Here is a 21,114-nt window from a genome sequence, read left to right on the forward strand (position 1 = left end):
GATAAAGTGATAAATGAGGGGCAATATCAAATAATCTGACAATTTGTCGATGTCTACCTTGGTGGGTCATTTATTGATAATACATAAAATCAAAATCTGGTTTGTAGTTTGAGAAAGGAAGCATTAAATTCAATAAGATAAATAGATACTTCAACTCAAAAACACCAATGATGAAAAGGATACATCGTTCTTTCTATCATTCAAATCATTTGAAAGAAATTAATAACATAAAAATATAAACATGGAAAAATTTAGATCAACCACCGTCCTTGCGATCAAAAAAGATGGTAAAGTGGCATTGGGTGCAGATGGACAAGCAACTTTCGGAAATACTGTAGCAAAAAGTAATGTTAAGAAAGTAAGAACGCTAATGGGCGGTAAAATCCTTTGTGGTTTTGCGGGTTCAACAGCAGACGCTTTTACTTTAATGGAGCGTTTCCAAGAGAAATTAAGTGCATACGGAGAAACGAATATGAAACGTGCTGCTATCGAATTAGCAAAAGATTGGAGAACGGACCGTTACCTTAGAAAATTAGAAGCAATGATGATCGTAGCAGACATCAACGATGTGTTGATTATCTCAGGTACAGGTGATGTTATCGAGCCTGACCACGATATCGCTGCAATTGGTTCTGGTAGTATGTATGCACAGTCAGCTGCTCTAGCACTTAAAAAACATGCTCCAGATTTATCTGCTGAAGAAATGGTAAGAGAAGGGTTGAGTATTGCTGCAGATATCTGTATTTATACGAACCACAATTTTGTGATTGAGTCGGTGAAGGAATAGTTTTAGTTAGGAATTGACGCTCGTTTTTAACTAATAGGTAATAACTAATAACTAAGGGGCAAAGGTATGCTATGTAGATAGCGTATCATAAGCACAGGAATATAGTTATTTAGGTAAGAGGTAAGAGGTAAATTCATAATTAAGGGGATTCCGTGCAAATTTTGAGTTTGTTTCTTCAAGGATGTTTTTACCACACACTACATGAAACACCTGCGTTAGAATTAGTAACTACGTTTTTCACTTTTCATTTTTAATTTTTCATTTAAAAAAGTGATAAAAGAAAACACTCCGATACAAGAAATTCAGAACCCCATTCTAGACCAGAATGGGGTTCGCCTTTTTATAAAGAGAGACGATTTAACTCATCCAGATGTATCGGGTAATAAGTGGAGGAAGTTAAAGTATAATCTGCTTCAGGCAAAAGAGGAGGGGTATTCTACTATACTTACTTTTGGTGGAGCCTATTCGAATCATATTCATGCCTTTGCGGCGGCAGGGAAATTATATGGATTGAAGATTATTGGGATGATAAGAGGAGAGGAGCATTTGCCTTTAAATCCAACATTAAGTTTTGCTGAAAGTCAGGGGATGAAGTTAGTGTATATGGATCGCACTTCATTTAAAAATTACAGAGATCATATACCAAGGTTGAAGGAAGAGTTGGGTGATTTTTATGTGGCACCTATGGGAGGATCAAATGCTTTAGCGTTAAAAGGTGTAGCAGAATTGGGTGAAGAGATCAATAATTCTAATCAACAATTTGATGTTGTATGTGCGGCAGGTGGAACAGGAGGTACATTGGCGGGATTAATTTCTTCTCTTGATGAAAATATGAGAGTTTTAGGATTCCCCGCACTAAAAGGAGGTGAATTTTTATATGATGATATTCGAGGCTTTATCAAAGAGTCGGGTTTGAAGGAAAATGTGGATTGGGAGTTAATTACTGATTATCATTTTGGAGGATATGCCAAGAAAAAGCCAGAACTGATTCAATTTATAGAGGAATTTCATCAAAAACATCACGTAGAGTTAGAGCGAATTTATACTGGTAAAATGCTTTATGGAGTGATGGATCTTATAGGTAAAGGATATTTTTCTAAAGGTGATCGAATACTATGTCTTCATTCTGGTGGATTACAGATTAATCGCTAAAAAAAAATGTCATCGGACGAGTGTTAAATCTTGATTTATAACCCTAAAAACTTGCTTTTTTGATATATTTAACATATTTTAAAGATATCGAAAATTAAATAAAACTTACACGTTGCGGAAAAATAAATTCAATCTGTAACAACCCAAATTACGTATATAAATATATTCCCAACCAAAAACAATACTACCATGAAACCTAAAGCTTTCTTCACTGCATTTCTGTTATTGATAGGTAGTGTATTATTTGCACAGACTGATGAGATAAAAAAATTAAACAGTGAAGAGTATTCGCCAGAAGAGTATTCCATTCTTGAAATGTTAGGCCCTGAATACACTGTAAATTTAGAAGCAACTATAAGTGAATTAGATTGGGGTTTAGGTGCTCAAATGGAAAACGAAGCCCTTAAAGATGAGGTCACCAAAGTTTCGGAAGTATATGTATATAGTGCTGAAGATTTCAGACTTGTACATTACCATAATGGAGACGTTCATAATGTTGATCTCGATCAAATTTCTAAAAAAGCAGATTTAATAATGTCTTCAGAAGGAACATATTATTATGTGCTAAGAGATTAAAAATGTACTATTATACTATCATAACTCTTTAATATTAAAGGTAATCTGACATAGATTACCTTTTTTATTTTAAAATCTCTAAATGAATGAAAGATTTATAGATGTTTATTTTAAATTTGTGACGTTAGAATACTTAGTGTCATTTTTATGACTTGCTAAGTGTCTTAATATAAGATAGTGTACCACAAAAAATATACTGATGTCTTCAGTTAAAATCTTCTCCGCATCCGGAACAGAATATCTAGCCAGTAAAATCGCTCACTCCTATGGTAAATCATTGGGTGACGTTGTTCTTCAACGATTTAGCGATGGCGAAATCTCAACTCACTTTAACGAATCTGTAAGAGGTTGTGATGTTTTCATCATTCAATCTACTTGTCCTCCTGCAGACAACCTACTTGAATTATTACTACTAATTGATGCAGCTAAAAGAGCTTCGGCTTCTACAGTAACGGTATTGTTACCTTACTTTGGTTACGCTCGTCAAGATAGAAAGGATAAGCCAAGAGTGGGTATTGGAGCAAAATTGATTGCTAATCTTTTAACTGCTTCAGGTGCAACTCGTGTGGTGACATGTGAACTTCACGCAGACCAAATTCAAGGATTCTTCGACATTCCAGTCGTTCACCTACAATCATCTCCTATTTTTGTTCCTTACATTGAAAGCCTAGGTTTAGAAAATCTTACTTTCGCTTCTCCAGACGTAGGAGGTGCTAAAAGAGCAAGATCTTATGCTAAACACTTCAAAGCTGATATCGTAATGTGTGATAAACACAGAGAGAGAGCTAACGAAGTAGCTTCTATGCAAGTAATTGGTGACGTAGAAGGTAAAGATGTAATTCTAATTGACGACCTTGTTGATACAGCAGGTACTTTATGTAACGCCGCTGAAATTATCATGGAAAGAGGCGCTAAATCTGTAAGAGCAATCTGTACACACGGTGTGCTTTCAGGTCCTGCTTATGATAGAGTAGCAGCATCTTGTCTTGAAGAATTGGTAGTAACGGATACTCTTCCTGTAGAAAACAGAGAGAAAATCAATATCCTTTCAGTTGCAGAGCTATTTGCTAAGGCAATTAGAAAAATCCAAGATCACGAATCAATTAGTTCTTTATTTATCTAAGCGATAAAATTTAGAACTTTTTTTATATCATTTTCTAAGATAAAAAAGGGGTAATTCTCTTTTTACATCAATTTTTAAAGCTATTTATCGACATAACTTGTTGGTAAATAGCTTTTTGTTGTTAATAATTTTCTTGTTTTCTTTTTATTAATGAGAATATAATTGTACCTTTGCACGCTGATTTTCCTGTAAAGGTCAATCTAAGTAACATGTTTTGGGATGGGGTCTAACTTTCGGGTAAAGGAGGATCAAGTACCAAAGCGTTTATAACATGTTTTACTTTATAATTAAAAAAAGACGATGAAAACTGTAGACATCATTGGTTACAAGCGTGAGGACTTGGGTAAGAAAGCCGCTAAAGATTTGAGAGCTGAAGGTATGGCTCCATGTGTAATTTACGGTGGCGAAGAGCCAATTCACTTTGCAGTACCAATGTACTTGTTCAAAGACATCATCTACACTCCAGAAGTATGTTTCGTAAACATCAACATTGAAGGTGTAGAGAAAAAAGCAATCTTACAAGATTACCAATTGCACCCAATTTCTGAAGTACTTCTTCACGTTGACTTCTTAGAATTGAACGATTCTAAAGAAATCAAAATGGAAGTTCCTGTGAAATTCGTAGGTTCTTCTCCAGGTTTATTAACTGGTGGTAAATTAGTTGCTAAACTTAGAAAAATCAAAGTTAAAGCACTTCCAGCTAACATGCCTGAGAACGTAGAAGTATCAATCGAAGGTTTAGAATTAGGTAAATCTGTACGTGTTGGTGCAATCGAAGCTAAGGATTACGAAATCCTTTACAACGACTCAGTTACAGTTGGTTCAATCGCTATTCCAAGAGCGCTTCGTTCAGCAATGGACGCAGCAGGCGACGCAGAATAGTCTTTGTCAACGTTATAATAAGAAAGAGGTATTCCTTAGGGATTACCTCTTTTTTTATGTCAAAAAAGAATTGACCTACAGTGGATTATCAATTATTTTTTGGTGAATAGATTTTATAAATATGGATTTTTTTATTAAAATGAAGGTTCATTCAATTATTATCTCATCGCTTCGTGGAAGGACATCAGTTTTATATCGAATTAGAAGAAGGAAAGGTAGAGTATCTAGAATTTGGGCAGGGTGATCAGCTACTCATTTGTATACATGGGTTTAGCGATAGTGCAGCTTTGTTCCGACACATTGCACCTGCTTGGATAGAATCACATACCGTTGTGTCTTTTTCTTTACCTTTTCATGGTGGAACTGAATGGATTCCTTCTCGATTTTCATCAAGGAACATCCATAAGATTATCATGTCTATTTTAGATAAATATCAACAAGAACGTTTTACATTGTTGGGATACAGTATGGGAGGGAAAATCAGCCTCTATTGTACACAAAAGTATTTTGCAGATAAGTTAGATCGTTTGATTTTATGTGCTTCCGATGGTCTAAAAACCCATATATTATACGATGTGTCGAAACTTCCAAGGTGGTTTGTAGAATCTATCAAGTTATTGATGCGTTTCCCTAAGTTGATGTTTCTTTTGGTGGGTTTTAGCTACAGACGAGGCTTGTTATCAAAGTTCTTGTATGACTTCTTCATGAATCATTTCGAAACAAAAGCACAAAGAAGACGCTTTTTTGGAGTCGCTACTTCCTCCCGGTTTATGAAACCTGATTTATCCATCGTATCAAAAATGATTAACGATAGAAAAATTCCAGTGGATATGTACTTCGGTGAAAGGGATGAAGTAATCATTCTTGACGGTGCCAAAGACTTCGCCAGCCAAATAGATAATGTGCGTTTTCATCAACTATCAAAAGGTCACTTATTAATTGATGAAGATTTGTGTGAGTTGATGAAAGAAGAGAAGTTGAAATTGAATAATTAATTCCAAAAAATTGCCTACTTCCTAAATCGATACGTCGCCTTCAACATAAACACATCATTGGATGGTGCACTGAAAACATTGTCTACGATTTCATTTAAAGAAAATTCCCTAAACGGTTCTTGCAAACCATTTCTTCCCTGAGACCAAACCGCAAAGAAAGTACAGCCAGGAATGTATTCCCATCTTAATACTAAGTTGGAGTTGAATTCGACAACATCGAAATCTGGTTTCCCAAAAGTATAATTTCCGCCTTGCGGATCTATTACTGTATACTCTTCTGAGTTTTGATTATACGAAATTTCATCTGGAGTAAACTGATGAAAACGATCTCCATAATTTTTTGCTTTTGGCTGTTCCACACGTTTAAAATCGTAGTAGTCGCCTCTTGAAGCAAAAGGTTGTGCATAATATTGTATAGATAAATTAGGTCGTAAAATAAGGTTCGCTCGAATAGTCACCCCTGTAGTATGTTGTTCAATTCTTGAGAGTATATAATTATTTCCACTTCCATTTTCTTCGGTAGTCACATACTGTAAATGATCTGAGTTATAGGAGAACCAAGGGTTTATGGACAATTCAATAGCATTTATTGGTCGGTAGTTCATACCAAACCAAGCATCAAAGTTTTGACCGGCATCGAATTGGGTAAAACCATATTCATTACCAAAGTAGAAAGATAATTTTTTACGATTATCACTACCTATATTCCACCATAATACTTCTCTATTCGGATTTAAGAATCCAGGCCCACCTCTTAACTTGAAGTTATCTAAACGTTGCCTTTGAATAGATCCACCAGTTTCAATTCTCCAGAAGTTTTGAAATTGAAGCTCAATACCTCCATGGAAACCTAAATAAGTGATGTTCCCACCGTAATCAAAATATAGATATTGTCTTAAGCTTGCCTCAATGTTTCTAAAAACACCTACGGGTTGTAGTGTCTGATAACTCACTCTAGACCATTGATCCATCAAGTCGGCATGATTCATAAACCCAACATCATTGATTTCAAATTTTGGAGAACGCCAAGTACCGCCTACTTCATATCGAACAGGAGAACCGCCTCCACGACCAAATTTTAGATAACCACCTGTTCCTGTTAAAGAAGTAGCTGTAGAATCGACATTGACCCAATCGGCGTCAGGACGTTGGAAAAAGTGACGAGCAGATCGTTGCGTATTGGTAATTGCTTCAGTAGAACCTTCTACATGACTCATCATCAAATTACCTTGGACATAGTAGGTTCTATCTTTCCACTGATGTAGAAAATCAATCCCACCAGAATAGGCATTGGTGTGTAAATAATCTAGGTGATCATCTTGAATATTTCTATTGGTTGAAGTGAAAGCAACTCCCACTACAGAGTTTCCTTGATTTATATCTTGAGTGGCTCTTCCAACTAAATAGCTGGTAAAAGGTTCCACCGTTTTCTTTGATTTTTCCCCGTTGGTATCTATTTCAGCAGAAGTTTTTGCTGTGAAATTTTGCATCACACCAAAAGCGAATCCTTTTTTATTTTTTCCTGTCAGCTTATAAGCACCAAGAATAGGCACTGATTTAGGCTGATCTAGATATTGTCCTTCTTCTGTGTCAGGGTAATAACTTGGAGATTTACCAATTCTTCTCGTGTATATCAAATTATCTCTTGAGAAGCTGCCGCCTGCCCTAGATCTTGTAGCAGCAAAAGACAAAGTATTTCTACCTTCAATAAAGAAGGGGCGACGTTCCTGAAGGAAAATTTCAAATGTTGATAAGTTGAGTTGGGAAGGGTCAGCTTCTACCTGACCAAAATCGGGGTTGACTGTAAAATCAAAAGTAATATCTGATGTGATTCCTATTTTACCATCCACACCAGCACTGATGCCATATTCTGATCCTGTCTTATAAGGGTTGCCCTCTTCTTTCGGACCTCTATCATTTCTTGCCAATACATAAGGAGCAATCTCTAATTGTTTTTGAGGCTTGATACCCACAAGACCTGTTAACTCTCCAAAATTATGAACCCATCCAGGAGCATCACGAGGAATGTATTGCCAATAGGAGCGTTCGTTGTTTCTAAAAAGCCTTCTAGTTACCTGTAAACCCCAAGTAAGGTGGTTGTTGTTTGTGAATCTTAGTTGAGAAAGAGGGATTTGCATTTCGGCATTCCATCCTTCTTTATCAATAGTTGTTTTTGCCCACCATATAGGGTCCCAACTTTGGTCCCAATTGTTACCATCAAGACTAATTGCTTCATCTCCGATAACGCCTGATACACTTACCGTAAACGAGAAGGCGTTAGTAAGATCGTGGTAGGAATCAATGTTAACTTCCACAAAGTCGCCTTCAAAACCATCTCTTCTTGACATCCTTTTCACAATACTGTCAGGTGCAGTATCAAATGCTCTGATGGCAAAATAGAGGTATTTATCGTCGTATATAACTTTAAAAGCAGTTTTTTGAGAAGGTGGAGCACCATCTATTGGTTGACGCTGTGTAAAGTCGGCAGCCCATTCGACTTCATCCCATGCGTCATCGTCAAAAACACCATCAATTGTAATGTTTTTATCGCCTCGAGGAGCCGTAGTATAATGTCTTTTCTCTTCTTTTGATTGTTGGCTAAATAGAATAAAAGGAGGTAAAAGTAAGAGTATAGTGAAGTAGAGTTTCAATGGAAAGTTTGATAAAATCAGTGTAGAAAGTAAGTGATTGATAACCCTTTGAAAGAGGTCATCGCAACAAAAATAATAGATTCAAATGTAAATTATGCTATAAAATCAAAAGAGGTTTCTTTAAATGTGTCCTTTAGTGAAAACATTTAATGAAACCTTATTGAGGAGCTTGTAAGAATGTCTATTACTTATTTAAACTAGAATAGAAGATTTTTTAAGTTAGACGTAACTTAAGCTACTTATTATAGTTTATCGTGAAAGAACAAATAGGCTAAAGCGATGGCTGAAATGATACCAGCGATATCTGCAATTAATCCACAAGTTACAGCATAACGAGTCTTTTTGATATTCACAGAACCAAAGTAGACTGCGATAATATAGAAAGTGGTATCTGTTGCTCCTTGCATCATTGAAGATAAAATACCTGCAAACGAATCTACTCCTTTATCTTTGATTATTTCTAACATTGCACCTCTTGCTCCACTACCACTTAAAGGTTTCATGAATGCTACAGGTAGGGCATCAACGAAAGCGGCATTTAATCCTAAAATGGTCTGAATGAAATATTTAATGGAATTGATGACCATATCCATGGCTCCTGATGCTCTAAACATTCCGATAGCTACTAAAATGGCTACTAAATATGGTATGATAGTCACTGCTGTTTTGAAACCTTCTTTTGCTCCCTCAATAAAAGCATCATAAGCATTGATCTTCTTATATGCAGCTAAACCAACAAATGAGGTGATAATAAAGAGTAAAATAAAATTACCTGCTACTGAAGAAACAGATTTTGTTTGCTCAGGATCGAGGTTGTAAAATAAAAGTATTGTTCCTGCCACTAAAAGAATTAGACCGCCTAAGTAAGCTATAATTACACGGTCGAATAGGTTAATTCTTTGATAGAGGGCAACTACTAATAATCCAATTATTGAAGAGATACTTGTAGCCAAAAGTATGGGAATAAAAACATCGGTTGGATTATCTGCACCAAATTGCGATCGGTACATCATTACTGTAATTGGAATTAAGGTTAAACCCGAGGTGTTTAGGACCAAGAACATAATCATAGGGTTAGATGCCGTATCTTTTTCGGTATTTAATTCCTGAAGCTCTTTCATGGCTTTTAGACCCAATGGAGTGGCAGCATTGTCTAATCCCAACATGTTGGCGGAGAAGTTCATCATCATAGAAGAAATGGCTGGATGATTTTTGGGAACTTCGGGGAATATTCTAGAGAAAAATGGCCCCACTAATTTAGCCATCACATTTACCGCTCCACCTTTTTCGCCTACATTCATTAAACCCATCCATAAGGCCAATGTGCCAGTAAGTCCAATAGATATATCAAAAGCAACTTTTGACATATCGAAGGTACTATCAATAATTAATTGGAAGGAGGAGGCATCCTTAAATACTATCCAATTAAAGATAGCGACAACGAATGCACATAGAATAAAAAATATCCAGATATAATTTAAAGCCATAATTTAAGTCTAAAAAGTTAGCCTAAATTACAATAAAAAAAAGTCACTGTAATATTAATTACAGCGACTTTTTGCGAATAATAAATTCTTTTTAGTTAGCTTCTTGTCTTTTGGACAAAAAGGAACCTATCAGGATGCCTAAAATTGGTAAAACAATGCCTATAATAGCATAATATTGTAATGCCCAAATTGAAATTTCGATCGTATCTGGGTTTTGAGCTAAACCTACAATCGGGCTAATGTAATAAGAAGCAGATGAAACAAGTGCCAATGCACCAAAACCAAAACCTATTACAATCGACAATTTTACAAATTTTGCTAAAGCGTTGATAGTTACATCCAGCTGAGATAAATTTGATCTCTTTTGGAAGATAGTTAGCAGTGACGGAATGAGAATGCCGGCTACTGCTAGTACTGTTAGTGTTCTCATACTCTATTCAATGTCTTTATGTGATAGTAGTGTAGAAAATAAACTACAATTTGTTGTTAATAAAAATATTAATGATTTAACTAAAACGATTAACGATTGTTTTATAAATTAACTTCATCAATATTTAAATATACTAAAAAAGATAATTATAGAACATTATTTTCTTAGTAAAGTACAATTATTGGATAAAATTTCTTTAAAAGTTAACAATAAAGCGTATCAACAACACTAAATTAACATAGATAATCGTAATTTAGTTTTATTATTAACTCATATTTATGATAATAAAAAATTTAATAAAGGCGACTTTTTTGTTCTTAATTTCGTCTGTAACCTTATTCGGACAGACACCTTTAGAACAAAAAGGTATTGCAGAAATTTTTGCTGGGGATATTGATGCTTCAATCATTACTTTCAGAAAATCTCTTATCGAAAACCCAAATTCTTGTCTTTCTCAATTTGCTTTAGCAAATCAGCTCTTCGAAAAAGTGTCTGATCAAAAATTGAAAGAGATGCATATTATTCGTTTCAAAAATATGGATGGGTATTTCTCTGATTTAAGAGAAGCATACAAATGGTCTTTATTGGCTGCGGAGAGTTATCAAAAGCTATCAGAACAAGATAAACTTATTATTAGACAATCACTTTCTGTAGCTGGAGATGAAGTAAATGGTTTTTTATCTTCAAGAATACAACAAACTGCTTATACCTATTTACAACAGGCACCTTATCGAAGACCTACCAATCAGTTATACAGAACAGAAGTGTATAACCGTATTATGGAAGGAGATACTTTAATTGCATTACGAGAAATTTTAATCAGACAATGCGGGGAATATTTAGATGATTATCCTAATTCTAAATATCTATCAAAAGTTAGAGACATAAGAAAAGGAGTATTAAAAGAATACCTCAGTAATGTATCGCTTAGACAATATGGTAATAGAAGTGGAGCGATGTACGAGCATTATTGTAAAGAAATTATCAGCCTATATACGAGTGAAGAGTTAAAGTTTGTCGTACCTACTTATTATGGAAAAGAGTATGGCTTTAATAAATCTTCTATGTATAAGTCGGATAATTATAAAAAGCTGAAAAAATTTGCTGAGTCCGAAGGAGTAAGTATCATAGAAGTACTTTGTTATCTTAATATTCATGATAAAGGATGTACACCGGAGTCGGAAGAACTTTATGATCGATTTATACAAAGTATGGCTCCAATGGATATTGCTTTAATTGCGGTAAAGAAAATGACTGAGAGACCGTTTAAAGCACACGATTTTGAAGCAGTAAGGAGTATATATAAAAAGTATCAGCCATTTTTTCCCGATAATCAACATTTCTTTACTCAAATACTTAAATCTTTAGAAGATACCAGTAACCCAAGAATTCTTAAGAATTTAGGCAACCATATTAATACAGTGGTAAGAGAGTATCAACCTGTTATTACCCTAGATGAGGAGTACTTATTCTTTGCAAGAAAAACAGCCAAGTCCGGGGAAGATGTTTACATGTCTAAAAAAGATTTTTATGGAAACTGGACGCAAGCACAAGAAATTGCAGAAGTAAACACCGAATCTCATGAGGTACCCATGGGTATAAGTGGAGATGGACAAACCTTACTTCTTTATGGTAACTATTCTAAGCTCAGAAAATATTCTTATGTAAGAGGAACGGAAAGTAGATTGGGAAAAGGAGATTTTTATTACTCTAAGAAACTGAAAGATGGCACTTGGGGGGCAGTTCAAGTTTTTGAGTATCCTATAAACACTCCTTATTACGAATCGGGTTTAAGTTTAAGTTTAGATGGTGATGTTGCCTTTTTTGCCTCTGATCGACCTGGAGCTGTTGGTGGATATAATCCTAATTATCCAGAAGAAGGGTTGTATTATCATGGTGCCGGAGAGTTTAATACAGATCTTTATGTTAGTGTAAAAAAAGAGGACGGAAGTTGGGACGAACCCATCAATTTAGGAGAAGTAATCAACACACCTTTTGCGGAAAAGAATCCTTATTTGCATCCAGATAAAGAAACACTTTACTTCTGTTCTGATGGACACCCCGGCTATGGAGGGTATGATATTTTTATGTCAAAAAGATTGAATCCAGATTCTTGGACCGAATGGAGTGAACCAGTAAACCTAGGTATTTCTATCAATGGAGTAGATGATGATGATTTTTACCTCACATCTGTTGGAGATAAAGCTTTAGTAGTTTCCCAAAAAGGAGATGTGAATTATGGCAGGGATGATATTTACGAATTAGAGTTGCCAAAGAATATGCGACCTAAGCCATTGTTATTCGCACATGGTAAAGTAGTGGATAATAATGGAGAAGGTTTAGATAGAGTAACCATTAAAATTAAGGATGATGATGGTGATATAGTGGTTACCAAAAAAACAGGAGATAATGGTGAGTTCCAATTGGCCTTGCCTCCAGATGCAAACTATTCCGTTTTTGTGGATGATGAAAATATGATTGGTAGTAGTATAGAGATTGATGTAAGGAAAGATCCTGATTTGAATCTAAAACTTCAAGAGATGAAGACAGTCAATTTAAATGATAAATCTACGGATGCATCTTTTGTAATGACCACCTTAAATTTTGATACCAACTCCTATAAAATTCGAAAAGAATCATTTTTTGATCTCGATCGTTTAGCGGCACTTATGCTAAGAAACGAATTATGGCTTTTAGTTATAGAAGGACATACTGATAATGTGGATACTAAGGAACATAATATTGAGTTGTCTAAAAACAGAGCCAATGCTGTAAAAACCTATCTAATGGAGAAAGGAGTACATGAATCTCGATTAGATGCTTATGGTTTTGGTGAAGAAAGACCTGTGATGTCAAATAGAACCAATGCAGGTAGACAAGAAAACCGTAGAGTTGTATTTTCGATATTAAGATAAAAAAAAGACGCCTTTAGAGGCGTCTTGTATGTAAGGGTGTAAATAGTAGCTCTGATATTTTTAAAGTAGAAAGTGGCAATGAGAAAATAGCTCCAATAGGGTGAACAAACAACAACATAGACTTACGTCTACATAATATTTTTTTATAGTAGAAAGTAGCTAAAACCAACAGTTATTTTCTCTTTTTGATATCTCAAATTTACATTCATTTAATAAAATTACCAAAATTAAAGTCTTAATATTTAAATATTTATTTACAATTATTTACTAATTCATTGATATTGAGTTTCATAAATTTAAATAAATGTAAATGATACGTGCAGAATGTTAGGCGAATTAATTTAAATGAACTATTTGGATAACTTCTAGAAAAAGTAAAACTGATTTAATTATTTTATTTAGTTACTGTCCACTTTTAATTTTTTATTTGTTATTTTACTGTTTAATTGGATTTTGATACTAATTCAAAAATCTGAACTTTTATTCGATTTTTTGTGAAATAAACCTTCACATACAATCTATATATATCATTATGCAAACTGCTATATATACTCTTTCTCTATTCTTATTTTTTTTCGTTGGTATTTTTAATGATGATGCTACTACGAGTCAATCTACAAGACCAACATTTACCGTTATTAAACAAGAAATCCCTAAATCTTGTCCATTAGGAGGTTTACATCTTATTGAAGGTATCGTGAGATCTGCAGATCCTAACGAATATGTTGATATCTATATCTATTTACAGAACTATGATGGTTCATGGACCAAACAGGTGTATAAACGTAAAGGAGGTGGTGTAGTAAAATTAGATGCTATGAGCTGCAATTTTACGGGTAACTTCTATGCAGTAGCAGATTATGCTAAAAATGCAGGTAAAAGAATGCCTAGTATTACACAAGTAAGCGAAAAGCATAATGCCAAAGGTAAAAACCCTAAGTTTAGAGTCACCGAAAAATATCCTTACAAACAATGTGAAGGAGAACAGGTAGGAACCTATTTTAAACAAGGAGAAGTATTTACACCTGCAGGTGAAAAAGTAGAAGTCACTATGTACCTTCAGAAACAAGATGGTTCTTGGAGGAAAAAGCACTACAGAAAAGTAGGTTCAGGATATATTCCTTTAGAAATTAAAGGATGTGATTTAAACGGTGTATATAAATCAAGAATCGTTTACGCTAATCAATAAAAATCTAATTTTTAGAAACCTTTTGACTACTTTTTGAGTATCAAGAATAATACTTTTAAAGTTGCTTAAGTTAAAAAATGAAATTAAATGAGAAAGTAATTGAATTAATTTCAGTTTTTAATTCATCCAAAAGTGATTCTTTATTGCGAAAATTAAAAAAAACAGTATTTTCGCAAAAAATAAAAAGTCGATTCATTCATCGATTGATTTCTTAAGTATAACAAAATTATAAATATAAAAATATGTACTGGACACTAGAATTAGCATCATACTTAGAAGATGCACCATGGCCTGCAACAAAAGACGAATTAATTGATTTTTCTGACCGTACGGGTGCACCTGTTGAAGTAATTGAGAACCTTCAAGAGTTGGAGGATGATGGTGAGCCATACGAAAGCATCGAGGAAATTTGGCCTGATTATCCTACAAAGGATGATTTCTTCTTTAACGAAGACGAATATTAATACATTATCCCATTATCGGATGTAAAAAAGGAGACTGTCTCATATTTGAATGAGGCAGTCTCCTTTTTCTGTTTTATTTATTTAGGAGCTTCTGTGATTAGCATAACACTTCTCCCAATTTCAAATCTTCTGGAGTGGTTACTTTGATATTCTCATAGTTACCATCAAATAGATGCATCTTATGCTGACTAAATTCTGCTACGCTTGCATCATCAGTAAAGACTTCTTGATATCCATTTTCGAAAGACGATAAAATCACATCACCTCTAAAAGTTTGAGGAGTCTGCACTAATTTAAAACTGCTTCTATCTTTGGCGAAGTTTCCTTCTTGATTCACTTCACGAATAGATTCTTTTAAATCAACTGTAGGAATTGCAGCACCATATTCCTCCGCACATGTATAGCTCTTTAAAATTACCTCTGTGCTTACTAAAGGTCTAACGCCATCATGAATAGCAATTAGGCAATCTGATGTAGAAATATATTGTAAAGCATTGTCTACAGATTGGTATCTACTATCGCCTCCAGTTACTACCTGATGAGGAGTAGTGAATTGATGTTTTTCGATTAACTCACTCCAAAAGTTAAGTTGATCTTTAGGAAGGGAAACAATAATCTGTATCGACGAATCTGCCTCATGAAACTTATTGATGGTATGCATTAAAATAGGTAAGCCCTTTAGTTCGATAAACTGTTTTGGTAACTCACTTCCCATTCTTAATCCTTTTCCACCGGCGACTATAATGCTATATTTTTTCATGATAATTATGTTTCTATGGTTGATATGATTTTCACCCAAGCTAATTAGGCTTTGCAAAAAAAGTTGTATTTACTTTTGAATAAAAAGAAACAAATAAAGAATACATAAATATATGTTCGTGTTATAATTATTATGTACTCTGATTTTTTTAATTTATATATTCAGACCGTTATCACTTGATGTATTGGTCTTTAAAATTGATATTTTTTACTCATTTTTAAACCTAAGTCAAAAGCTACTATACACTTTGATATATACCAAAGATATCATGTAAATCATGCCTAATTTTTCTATTTCGACTTAACCCATGAAAAAACACATCATTTATATTGTAGAGGATAATCCTACAGAAAGTATGTTACTGAAAATTGCATTGCAACAAATGAATCACCTCACTGTGGAGTATTTTTCAGAAGGACAAGCCTTGCTCAATCGCTTCAAAGAACAACCTGCAGATATTGTGGTATCTGATTTAATAATGCCTTCAATGAGTGGTCAGGAGGTACTGAAAAAGGTGAGAAAGCTAAAAAAATCGACCCTCATGATTGTGTTATCCTCTCAAGAACACATAGAGGTAGTGGCCCAATTGCAAGCGTTGGGTATCTTTAATTATATCGTAAAGGGAGATCATTGCCTTCATTATCTCAAAAGAACCTTAGAAGTGGCGTGCTTTCTTTTAGAAAAAGAATTTAGATTCTAAGTTTATTGCCACTCAAGTGTATTTAGCATGTGCATCATGTCTTCTTTCACATAATCGATCACAGGTGCCAAAGAATCGTTTTGAGTAGATGATGGAAAATACAATGCAGCTCTAAAAAAGTGTTCTGTAGAATCTGTGACAAAAAACTGAAACTGACTAGGTACATCACCTTCTATCTCGTACAATACAGCGGTATATCCTTTATTGGTTCTTGTGGTATATTCATCGATAGCGGTTGCTCTTACATTGTGTTTAAACGTAAGTACATTCGATGTATTGGTATACCCCACCAAAGAATCGTAATTGGCTAACTTTTTATACGAAATATCCACTGTAGCTTTGAATTCTGGATATTGTACTTCTATCCAATAAGGTTCCGACATGAAGGATTCATCAGGAACAATTTCTGCATTTTTTGCCACCTCGAAAGTATAGGGATATCCTTTAAAAGCTTTATCCTTAAATGCATCTTTCTGATAACTATGATCAGGCATTTCTAAACGGTGGTATCCTCTTGGTTTCGGAAGATATGCGGTTGAATCGGAAGATCCGCAACTAAAAAAGAGGGAAATGAAAAGTATTGGAAGTATGTATGTTAATTGTCTCATGAAGTAGTGTTTTCATCTTCGAACTCGGCTTGCAAACGTCTTACATGTTCTTCGTCGTTAAACTTGACATGTACAGTCTTGATACGTTTTTTATCCACAGCTCTAATCGTAAAGGTGATGTCTTTATAATTAATTTTCTTACCTGTTGAAGGCATTTCCTGAAGTAATTCAAGAATTAAGCCACCAATAGAATCACTTTCTCCTTTTACTTTATCAAAATAATCTGGAGGAAGCATGGCCAAGCGTTCAAAATCAATAAGTGATGTTTTACCATCTAGATTAAAACTCGCATCGGTACTGATATAGTCCTGAACCAAATCGCCATCGAATTCATCGTTAATATCACCAACGATTTCTTCAATAATATCTTCTAAAGTCACCAAGCCGGTAGTACCGCCATATTCATCAACAATAATGGCCATGTGTACTCTTCGTTCTTGGAAATCTCTGAGTAGTTCGTCAATTTTTTTAGATTCCGGAACGTAATAAATGTCTTTACGGACAATACGTTTCCATTCAAAATGTTCATTCTTGTCTAAGTAAGGAAGTAAATCCTTGATGTATAAAATACCCACTAAAGAGTCGATGGTATCGCTATATACCGGAAGACGTGAAAAGGAATTTTTGTTGATATGATCCATCAATTCATGAAAGTCGATATCTATATCGATGGCATTCATGTCTGTTCTGGAAATCATGATTTGTTTTACCGTCTTTGATCCAAAACGAACAATTCCTTTTAGCATTTCGCTGGCTTTATCATCTACTTGATCCGTAGCCAAAGAAACTGCTTGATCGAATTCGTTAACCGATACCTCCAGGTTGTAATTTCTTTTTGCTAAAGCTCTTTCCATTGTATTTCCCATGCTTGTCAGTAAAAGAGCAAAAGGATTAAATATTTTGATAGAAATCTGCCAGAAAGAAACCATGCTTTTTGCAAAGCTTATAGAGTTCTTGGTCGCATAAATTTTAGGAACAATTTCACCTATAAATACGACTAAAGCGGTAACGATAAAAGTGAGGGATATAAAAACTTCGGCACCATCGCGTGCAACATCTATGGCATCTGCAACGGTCCACGCAATAAATGTCGAGATCATAACAATAGCGACATTCACGAAGTTATTGCATATTAGTATAGTGGCTAATAAAATCTGAGGGACTTGCAATAGTTTGAATACTTTTTGTCCCACAGGGTCTTCACCCTCTCTACATTCCTTAATTTGCTCAGGGGTGAGGGAGAAAAAGGCTACTTCCGATCCAGAAATTAAGCCTGATAAAATAAGTAAAAGCACCACTACCAAAGCGGCTCCCCAAGGAATGTCCTGAAGGATTAACGATAGTAGTGGCATTACCGGGTGTGATAGATCACCTTCCATGTAAATTCTTTAAATTAAAATTTTAGAACGGAGGGTCGTCATTACTCACTTCAGATGCACCTACAGCTTGAGGTGTTTCCGAAACTGTTGCACCTTGTGGAGGAGCTGCCTCGTAAGGAGCACCTTGACCATCCTGTCTGCTATCTAACATTACCATATCTCTAGCTGTAATGTCAGTAGAATATCTTGTGACACCGTCTTTTTCGTAGCTACGTGTAGTTAGTCTACCCTCGATGTACACTTTACTTCCTTTTTTAAGATATTGTTCAGCAACACCTGCTAAACCATTCCATAGATTTACTCTATGCCATTCCGTTTGCGTCTGACGGTTACCGTCGCGATCTGTGTAGTTTTCAGATGTAGCAATAGATAGGGTAGCAACTTTGTTACCGCCTTCCAGGTTTCTTACTTCTGGGTCTGCGCCCAAGTTACCTACTAAGATGACTTTATTAACTCCAGCCATTGTTTTGTTTTGGTTGTTAATTAATTAGATATGAATCATTAAGTATCTAAAATGATCGAAAAGATTTTCTTCTCTGATTCTAAATTACTTAATAAATATTTTTTCTCAAATAATTCTCTAAAATGATTGGCTTTCCGACTGATTGAATTTCATCGATATCCATCCAACTATAGTGGTGCTGTTCAGATTGAGTCTCCAAAAGAGCTTGCAATTTTACATGAAAAAATTCAATAAATAATCTTCTATGTGATAACAAATGCTTAATCGGTTCGCTCGAGAAAAAAATATCGTTAGTATTTAGATCTAAACCTGTATTTTCAATAATAATGCCGTTCGATAATTTTTGATCTTTTTCTGATGATATGACCTGTGGGAAGTCAAAAAGACCTGCCCAAATGTCACCTTCTTGTCGTTTCTTCATCAAATACTTTCCATTCTGCTCAATCAAAAAGTATTTGATATACTGATTAGTGACCTTTGTTTTTTTCAATTTCACTGGTCTTTGATCAATATTTTGATGTAAACGACTTTCGCAAGATTGTACAAAAGGACATGTTTCGCAGTTCGGCTTCTTTGGCGTGCAATGCATCGCCCCAAACTCCATCAATGCCTGATTAAAAATATCGGGTTTATCCTCCGAAATCAATTGATTCGCTACTTCTGTAAAGACTTTCTGACCTTTACCTGAAGCAATATCCTCATCAATATCAAAAACTCGGGATAACACTCGGTAAACATTTCCATCGACCGTAGCTACCTTTTCTCTAAAGGCAAATGAAGCTATCGCGGCAGCAGTATAATTGCCGACACCTTTCAGTGTCAGTAAATCTTTATAATTATCTGGAAACTTACCATTCCATTCATCCATCACTTGGTTGGCAGCGACGTGCATATTTCTCCCTCGGGAATAATAGCCGAGTCCTTGCCATAAATGAAGAATCTTATCGATATCCGCTTCAGCGAAGTCTTTCACCGTAGGGAAATTTGCTACAAATTTTTCGTAATAAGGTAAGCCTTGTTGTACTCTTGTCTGTTGAAGGATGATCTCCGACAACCAAATTTTATAGGGATCTTGGGTATGACGCCAAGGTAAATCTCTTTTATTGCTTTCGTACCAATTGATTAAGCTGGAGGCAAAATCCATTTTATAGGTTTAATTTAAGGTGGAATTCTGATTCTATTCTGTAACTCTTTTCTCCTCCGAACTGTTCATGTTTTTCAACATTTTTCGGAAAGCAATTCTTAAAAGTCGTTGCATCGGAAGGGCAATAATAGCAGAAACAACAATCCAAACGGCTGCTCCTTGCAACATCAAAATGCCCATTTCTTTAATACCGTGTATAATTCCAATATCCAAAGCCTCTTGAATTTTCTCCAATGTAACGCCTTTTGCACTATTGCCAAAAAGTGAAGTTCCTGCCTTGATATAAGGAATAATCATAAACACCTGAATAGGCGATACCGCATAATTGGCAATCTGAATGGCAAACTGATTTAAGCGGAAAATGGATGCCGCCAAAATGCAGAGCCAAGTACAAATCCCCAACATAGGAGAAGAACCAATTAAAAGTCCCACCGTTACACTCCAAGCCAATAAATGAGGCGTCATTCCTTGTCGGAGTAACGTACGTAAAGGAATAAGTATGCGATGAGTGATGTGGTGCTTTATAGAAAGCCTAATTCTTTTTAGAAAGTGATCCATGTTTGGATTTGTTGGAAGAATCTGATAATTGAATTTGGTTCAAGCAAAATTGAAAATGCGATACCCCAAATTGCCCCAAATAAATGAGCAGAGTGATTGATATAGGTGTTGGGGTTGTTCGATTGATAATAAGAGTAGATCAAAAAGGCTGCTCCTAGAATAAATGATGGAAGGCACAAAACAAAGTACAAGCAAATATCTTGAACTGGAGCAAAGATGATCATAAAGAAAACCACAGAAGAAACAGCTCCGGAAGCACCTAATGATCTATAATTGATATCTCCTTTATGCTTTATATAAGATGGAATATCGGCAATGATAGCACCTCCAAAGTAAAGTGCCAAAAAGGCCAATTCACCGTACAGAACATTTCCAGTAAGAATCATACATATACGTTCAACACTTTCGCCAAAGAAATAGAGCGTTAGCATATTGAACAATAAGTGCATCCAGCTTGAATGAACAAATGCTGAAGAGATAAAACGGTACCACTGATTTTTTGATGCCACCAAATAAGGATCCATCAAAAGTTTGTAGCGGACACTATCATTCTGAAAAGCGTAGTAACTAATACCTACATTCAGGACAATTAATATTAAAGTGATTGACATGTATGATGTTTGTTGAATGTTCTATTTGAATATGCTGCAAGATAATAATCAATTGATAATATCGGATGAAGTTTAAGTTTTTATAAAGGTAGATGGTTTTGGGGAGTGAATATGTACTTTGAATAATTGTTGTGAGATGATTGCAAAATTTGCTTTAAATTGTAGTGAAGAATTTAAAAGATGGAATAACAGAATAACGACTATTTTTTTGATATTATGGAAAAACTAAAAATGAATAGG

General features: G+C 34.9%; 20 protein-coding genes. 10 read left to right on the forward strand and 10 right to left on the reverse strand.

The features are described 5' to 3' along the window. Nucleotides 1-241: 241 nt before the first annotated feature. The 6 genes from hslV (at nt 242) to KMW28_RS00720 (ending at nt 5,515) form a co-directional block, all read left to right on the forward strand. Nucleotides 242-787, forward strand: a complete 546-nt coding sequence (hslV, locus tag KMW28_RS00695) for an ATP-dependent protease subunit HslV (RefSeq protein WP_169664897.1) — start codon at nt 242-244, stop codon at nt 785-787. 270 nt (nt 788-1,057) lie between these two features. Beyond that, nucleotides 1,058-1,939: a 1-aminocyclopropane-1-carboxylate deaminase/D-cysteine desulfhydrase gene (locus KMW28_RS00700; RefSeq protein WP_244994477.1), complete on the forward strand. Its 882-nt coding sequence runs from the start codon at nt 1,058-1,060 to the stop codon at nt 1,937-1,939. Nucleotides 1,940-2,128: 189 nt separating this feature from the next. Beyond that, on the forward strand, nt 2,129-2,515 hold the full coding sequence (locus tag KMW28_RS00705; RefSeq protein WP_066211008.1) for a hypothetical protein: 387 nt from the start codon (nt 2,129-2,131) through the stop codon (nt 2,513-2,515). Between the two features lie 199 nt (nt 2,516-2,714). Next, entirely contained in the window at nt 2,715-3,638 is a 924-nt protein-coding gene (locus tag KMW28_RS00710; protein WP_066211006.1) for a ribose-phosphate pyrophosphokinase, read from the forward strand. A 300-nt stretch (nt 3,639-3,938) separates the two neighbouring features. Beyond that, nucleotides 3,939-4,520 (forward strand): 50S ribosomal protein L25/general stress protein Ctc, encoded by a 582-nt coding sequence (locus KMW28_RS00715; protein ID WP_169664896.1) that lies wholly within the window; start codon nt 3,939-3,941, stop codon nt 4,518-4,520. Nucleotides 4,521-4,693: 173 nt separating this feature from the next. Then, nucleotides 4,694-5,515 (forward strand): alpha/beta fold hydrolase, encoded by an 822-nt coding sequence (locus KMW28_RS00720; RefSeq protein WP_169664895.1) that lies wholly within the window; start codon nt 4,694-4,696, stop codon nt 5,513-5,515. Nucleotides 5,516-5,529: 14 nt separating this feature from the next. Here the strand turns inward: KMW28_RS00720 and KMW28_RS00725 are convergent, their stop codons facing one another. The 3 genes from KMW28_RS00725 to KMW28_RS00735 all read right to left on the reverse strand — a co-directional run bounded on the left by KMW28_RS00725 (nt 5,530) and on the right by KMW28_RS00735 (nt 10,083). Beyond that, nucleotides 5,530-8,166 (reverse strand): DUF5916 domain-containing protein, encoded by a 2,637-nt coding sequence (locus KMW28_RS00725; RefSeq protein WP_169664894.1) that lies wholly within the window; start codon nt 8,164-8,166, stop codon nt 5,530-5,532. Nucleotides 8,167-8,408: 242 nt separating this feature from the next. Beyond that, complete coding sequence (locus KMW28_RS00730; RefSeq protein WP_066210999.1) at nt 8,409-9,653, reverse strand: nucleoside recognition domain-containing protein; 1,245 nt, start codon at nt 9,651-9,653, stop codon at nt 8,409-8,411. Between the two features lie 91 nt (nt 9,654-9,744). Next, entirely contained in the window at nt 9,745-10,083 is a 339-nt protein-coding gene (locus tag KMW28_RS00735; protein WP_158297725.1) for a hypothetical protein, read from the reverse strand. A 278-nt stretch (nt 10,084-10,361) separates the two neighbouring features. Here KMW28_RS00735 and KMW28_RS00740 point away from each other — a divergent pair, with 278 nt between their 5' ends. The 3 genes from KMW28_RS00740 to KMW28_RS00750 all read left to right on the forward strand — a co-directional run bounded on the left by KMW28_RS00740 (nt 10,362) and on the right by KMW28_RS00750 (nt 14,651). After that, entirely contained in the window at nt 10,362-12,998 is a 2,637-nt protein-coding gene (locus tag KMW28_RS00740; RefSeq protein WP_169664893.1) for an OmpA family protein, read from the forward strand. A gap of 532 nt (nt 12,999-13,530) precedes the next feature. Continuing rightward, the gene (locus KMW28_RS00745) at nt 13,531-14,187 is read left to right on the forward strand and encodes a hypothetical protein (RefSeq protein ID WP_169664892.1); all 657 of its coding nucleotides are present in this window, start codon (nt 13,531-13,533) and stop codon (nt 14,185-14,187) included. 242 nt (nt 14,188-14,429) lie between these two features. Next, the gene (locus tag KMW28_RS00750) at nt 14,430-14,651 is read left to right on the forward strand and encodes a DUF2795 domain-containing protein (protein ID WP_044225643.1); all 222 of its coding nucleotides are present in this window, start codon (nt 14,430-14,432) and stop codon (nt 14,649-14,651) included. Nucleotides 14,652-14,748: 97 nt separating this feature from the next. On the opposite strand, the gene KMW28_RS00755 is transcribed toward KMW28_RS00750, so the two are convergent. Then, nucleotides 14,749-15,411: a 2-C-methyl-D-erythritol 4-phosphate cytidylyltransferase gene (locus tag KMW28_RS00755; protein WP_066210991.1), complete on the reverse strand. Its 663-nt coding sequence runs from the start codon at nt 15,409-15,411 to the stop codon at nt 14,749-14,751. A gap of 307 nt (nt 15,412-15,718) precedes the next feature. Here KMW28_RS00755 and KMW28_RS00760 point away from each other — a divergent pair, with 307 nt between their 5' ends. After that, on the forward strand, nt 15,719-16,111 hold the full coding sequence (locus KMW28_RS00760) for a response regulator transcription factor (RefSeq protein WP_169664891.1): 393 nt from the start codon (nt 15,719-15,721) through the stop codon (nt 16,109-16,111). A 2-nt stretch (nt 16,112-16,113) separates the two neighbouring features. Here KMW28_RS00760 and gldD read toward each other — a convergent pair whose 3' ends face one another. The 6 genes from gldD to KMW28_RS00790 form a co-directional block, all read right to left on the reverse strand. Then, nucleotides 16,114-16,719 carry a gliding motility lipoprotein GldD gene (gldD, locus tag KMW28_RS00765; RefSeq protein ID WP_169664890.1) on the reverse strand — a complete coding sequence of 202 codons (606 nt, stop codon included), beginning with the start codon at nt 16,717-16,719 and terminating at the stop codon, nt 16,114-16,116. Continuing rightward, a complete protein-coding gene (gldE, locus tag KMW28_RS00770) occupies nt 16,716-18,098 on the reverse strand; it encodes a gliding motility-associated protein GldE (RefSeq protein WP_169664889.1) in 1,383 nt (460 codons plus the stop codon). Before gldE ends, gldD begins: the two co-directional genes overlap by 4 nt. A gap of 22 nt (nt 18,099-18,120) precedes the next feature. Then, a complete protein-coding gene (locus KMW28_RS00775) occupies nt 18,121-18,561 on the reverse strand; it encodes a single-stranded DNA-binding protein (RefSeq protein WP_169664888.1) in 441 nt (146 codons plus the stop codon). 88 nt (nt 18,562-18,649) lie between these two features. Further along, entirely contained in the window at nt 18,650-19,705 is a 1,056-nt protein-coding gene (gene mutY, locus KMW28_RS00780; protein WP_169664887.1) for an A/G-specific adenine glycosylase, read from the reverse strand. 33 nt (nt 19,706-19,738) lie between these two features. Beyond that, nucleotides 19,739-20,263: a DUF2062 domain-containing protein gene (locus tag KMW28_RS00785; protein ID WP_169664886.1), complete on the reverse strand. Its 525-nt coding sequence runs from the start codon at nt 20,261-20,263 to the stop codon at nt 19,739-19,741. Then, nucleotides 20,248-20,874, reverse strand: a complete 627-nt coding sequence (locus KMW28_RS00790) for a rhomboid family intramembrane serine protease (RefSeq protein WP_066210971.1) — start codon at nt 20,872-20,874, stop codon at nt 20,248-20,250. Before KMW28_RS00790 ends, KMW28_RS00785 begins: the two co-directional genes overlap by 16 nt. Between the last annotated feature and the right edge of the window lie 240 nt (nt 20,875-21,114).

This window comes from Flammeovirga yaeyamensis, from assembly GCF_018736045.1.
Classification (GTDB): Bacteria; Bacteroidota; Bacteroidia; order Cytophagales; family Flammeovirgaceae; genus Flammeovirga; species Flammeovirga yaeyamensis.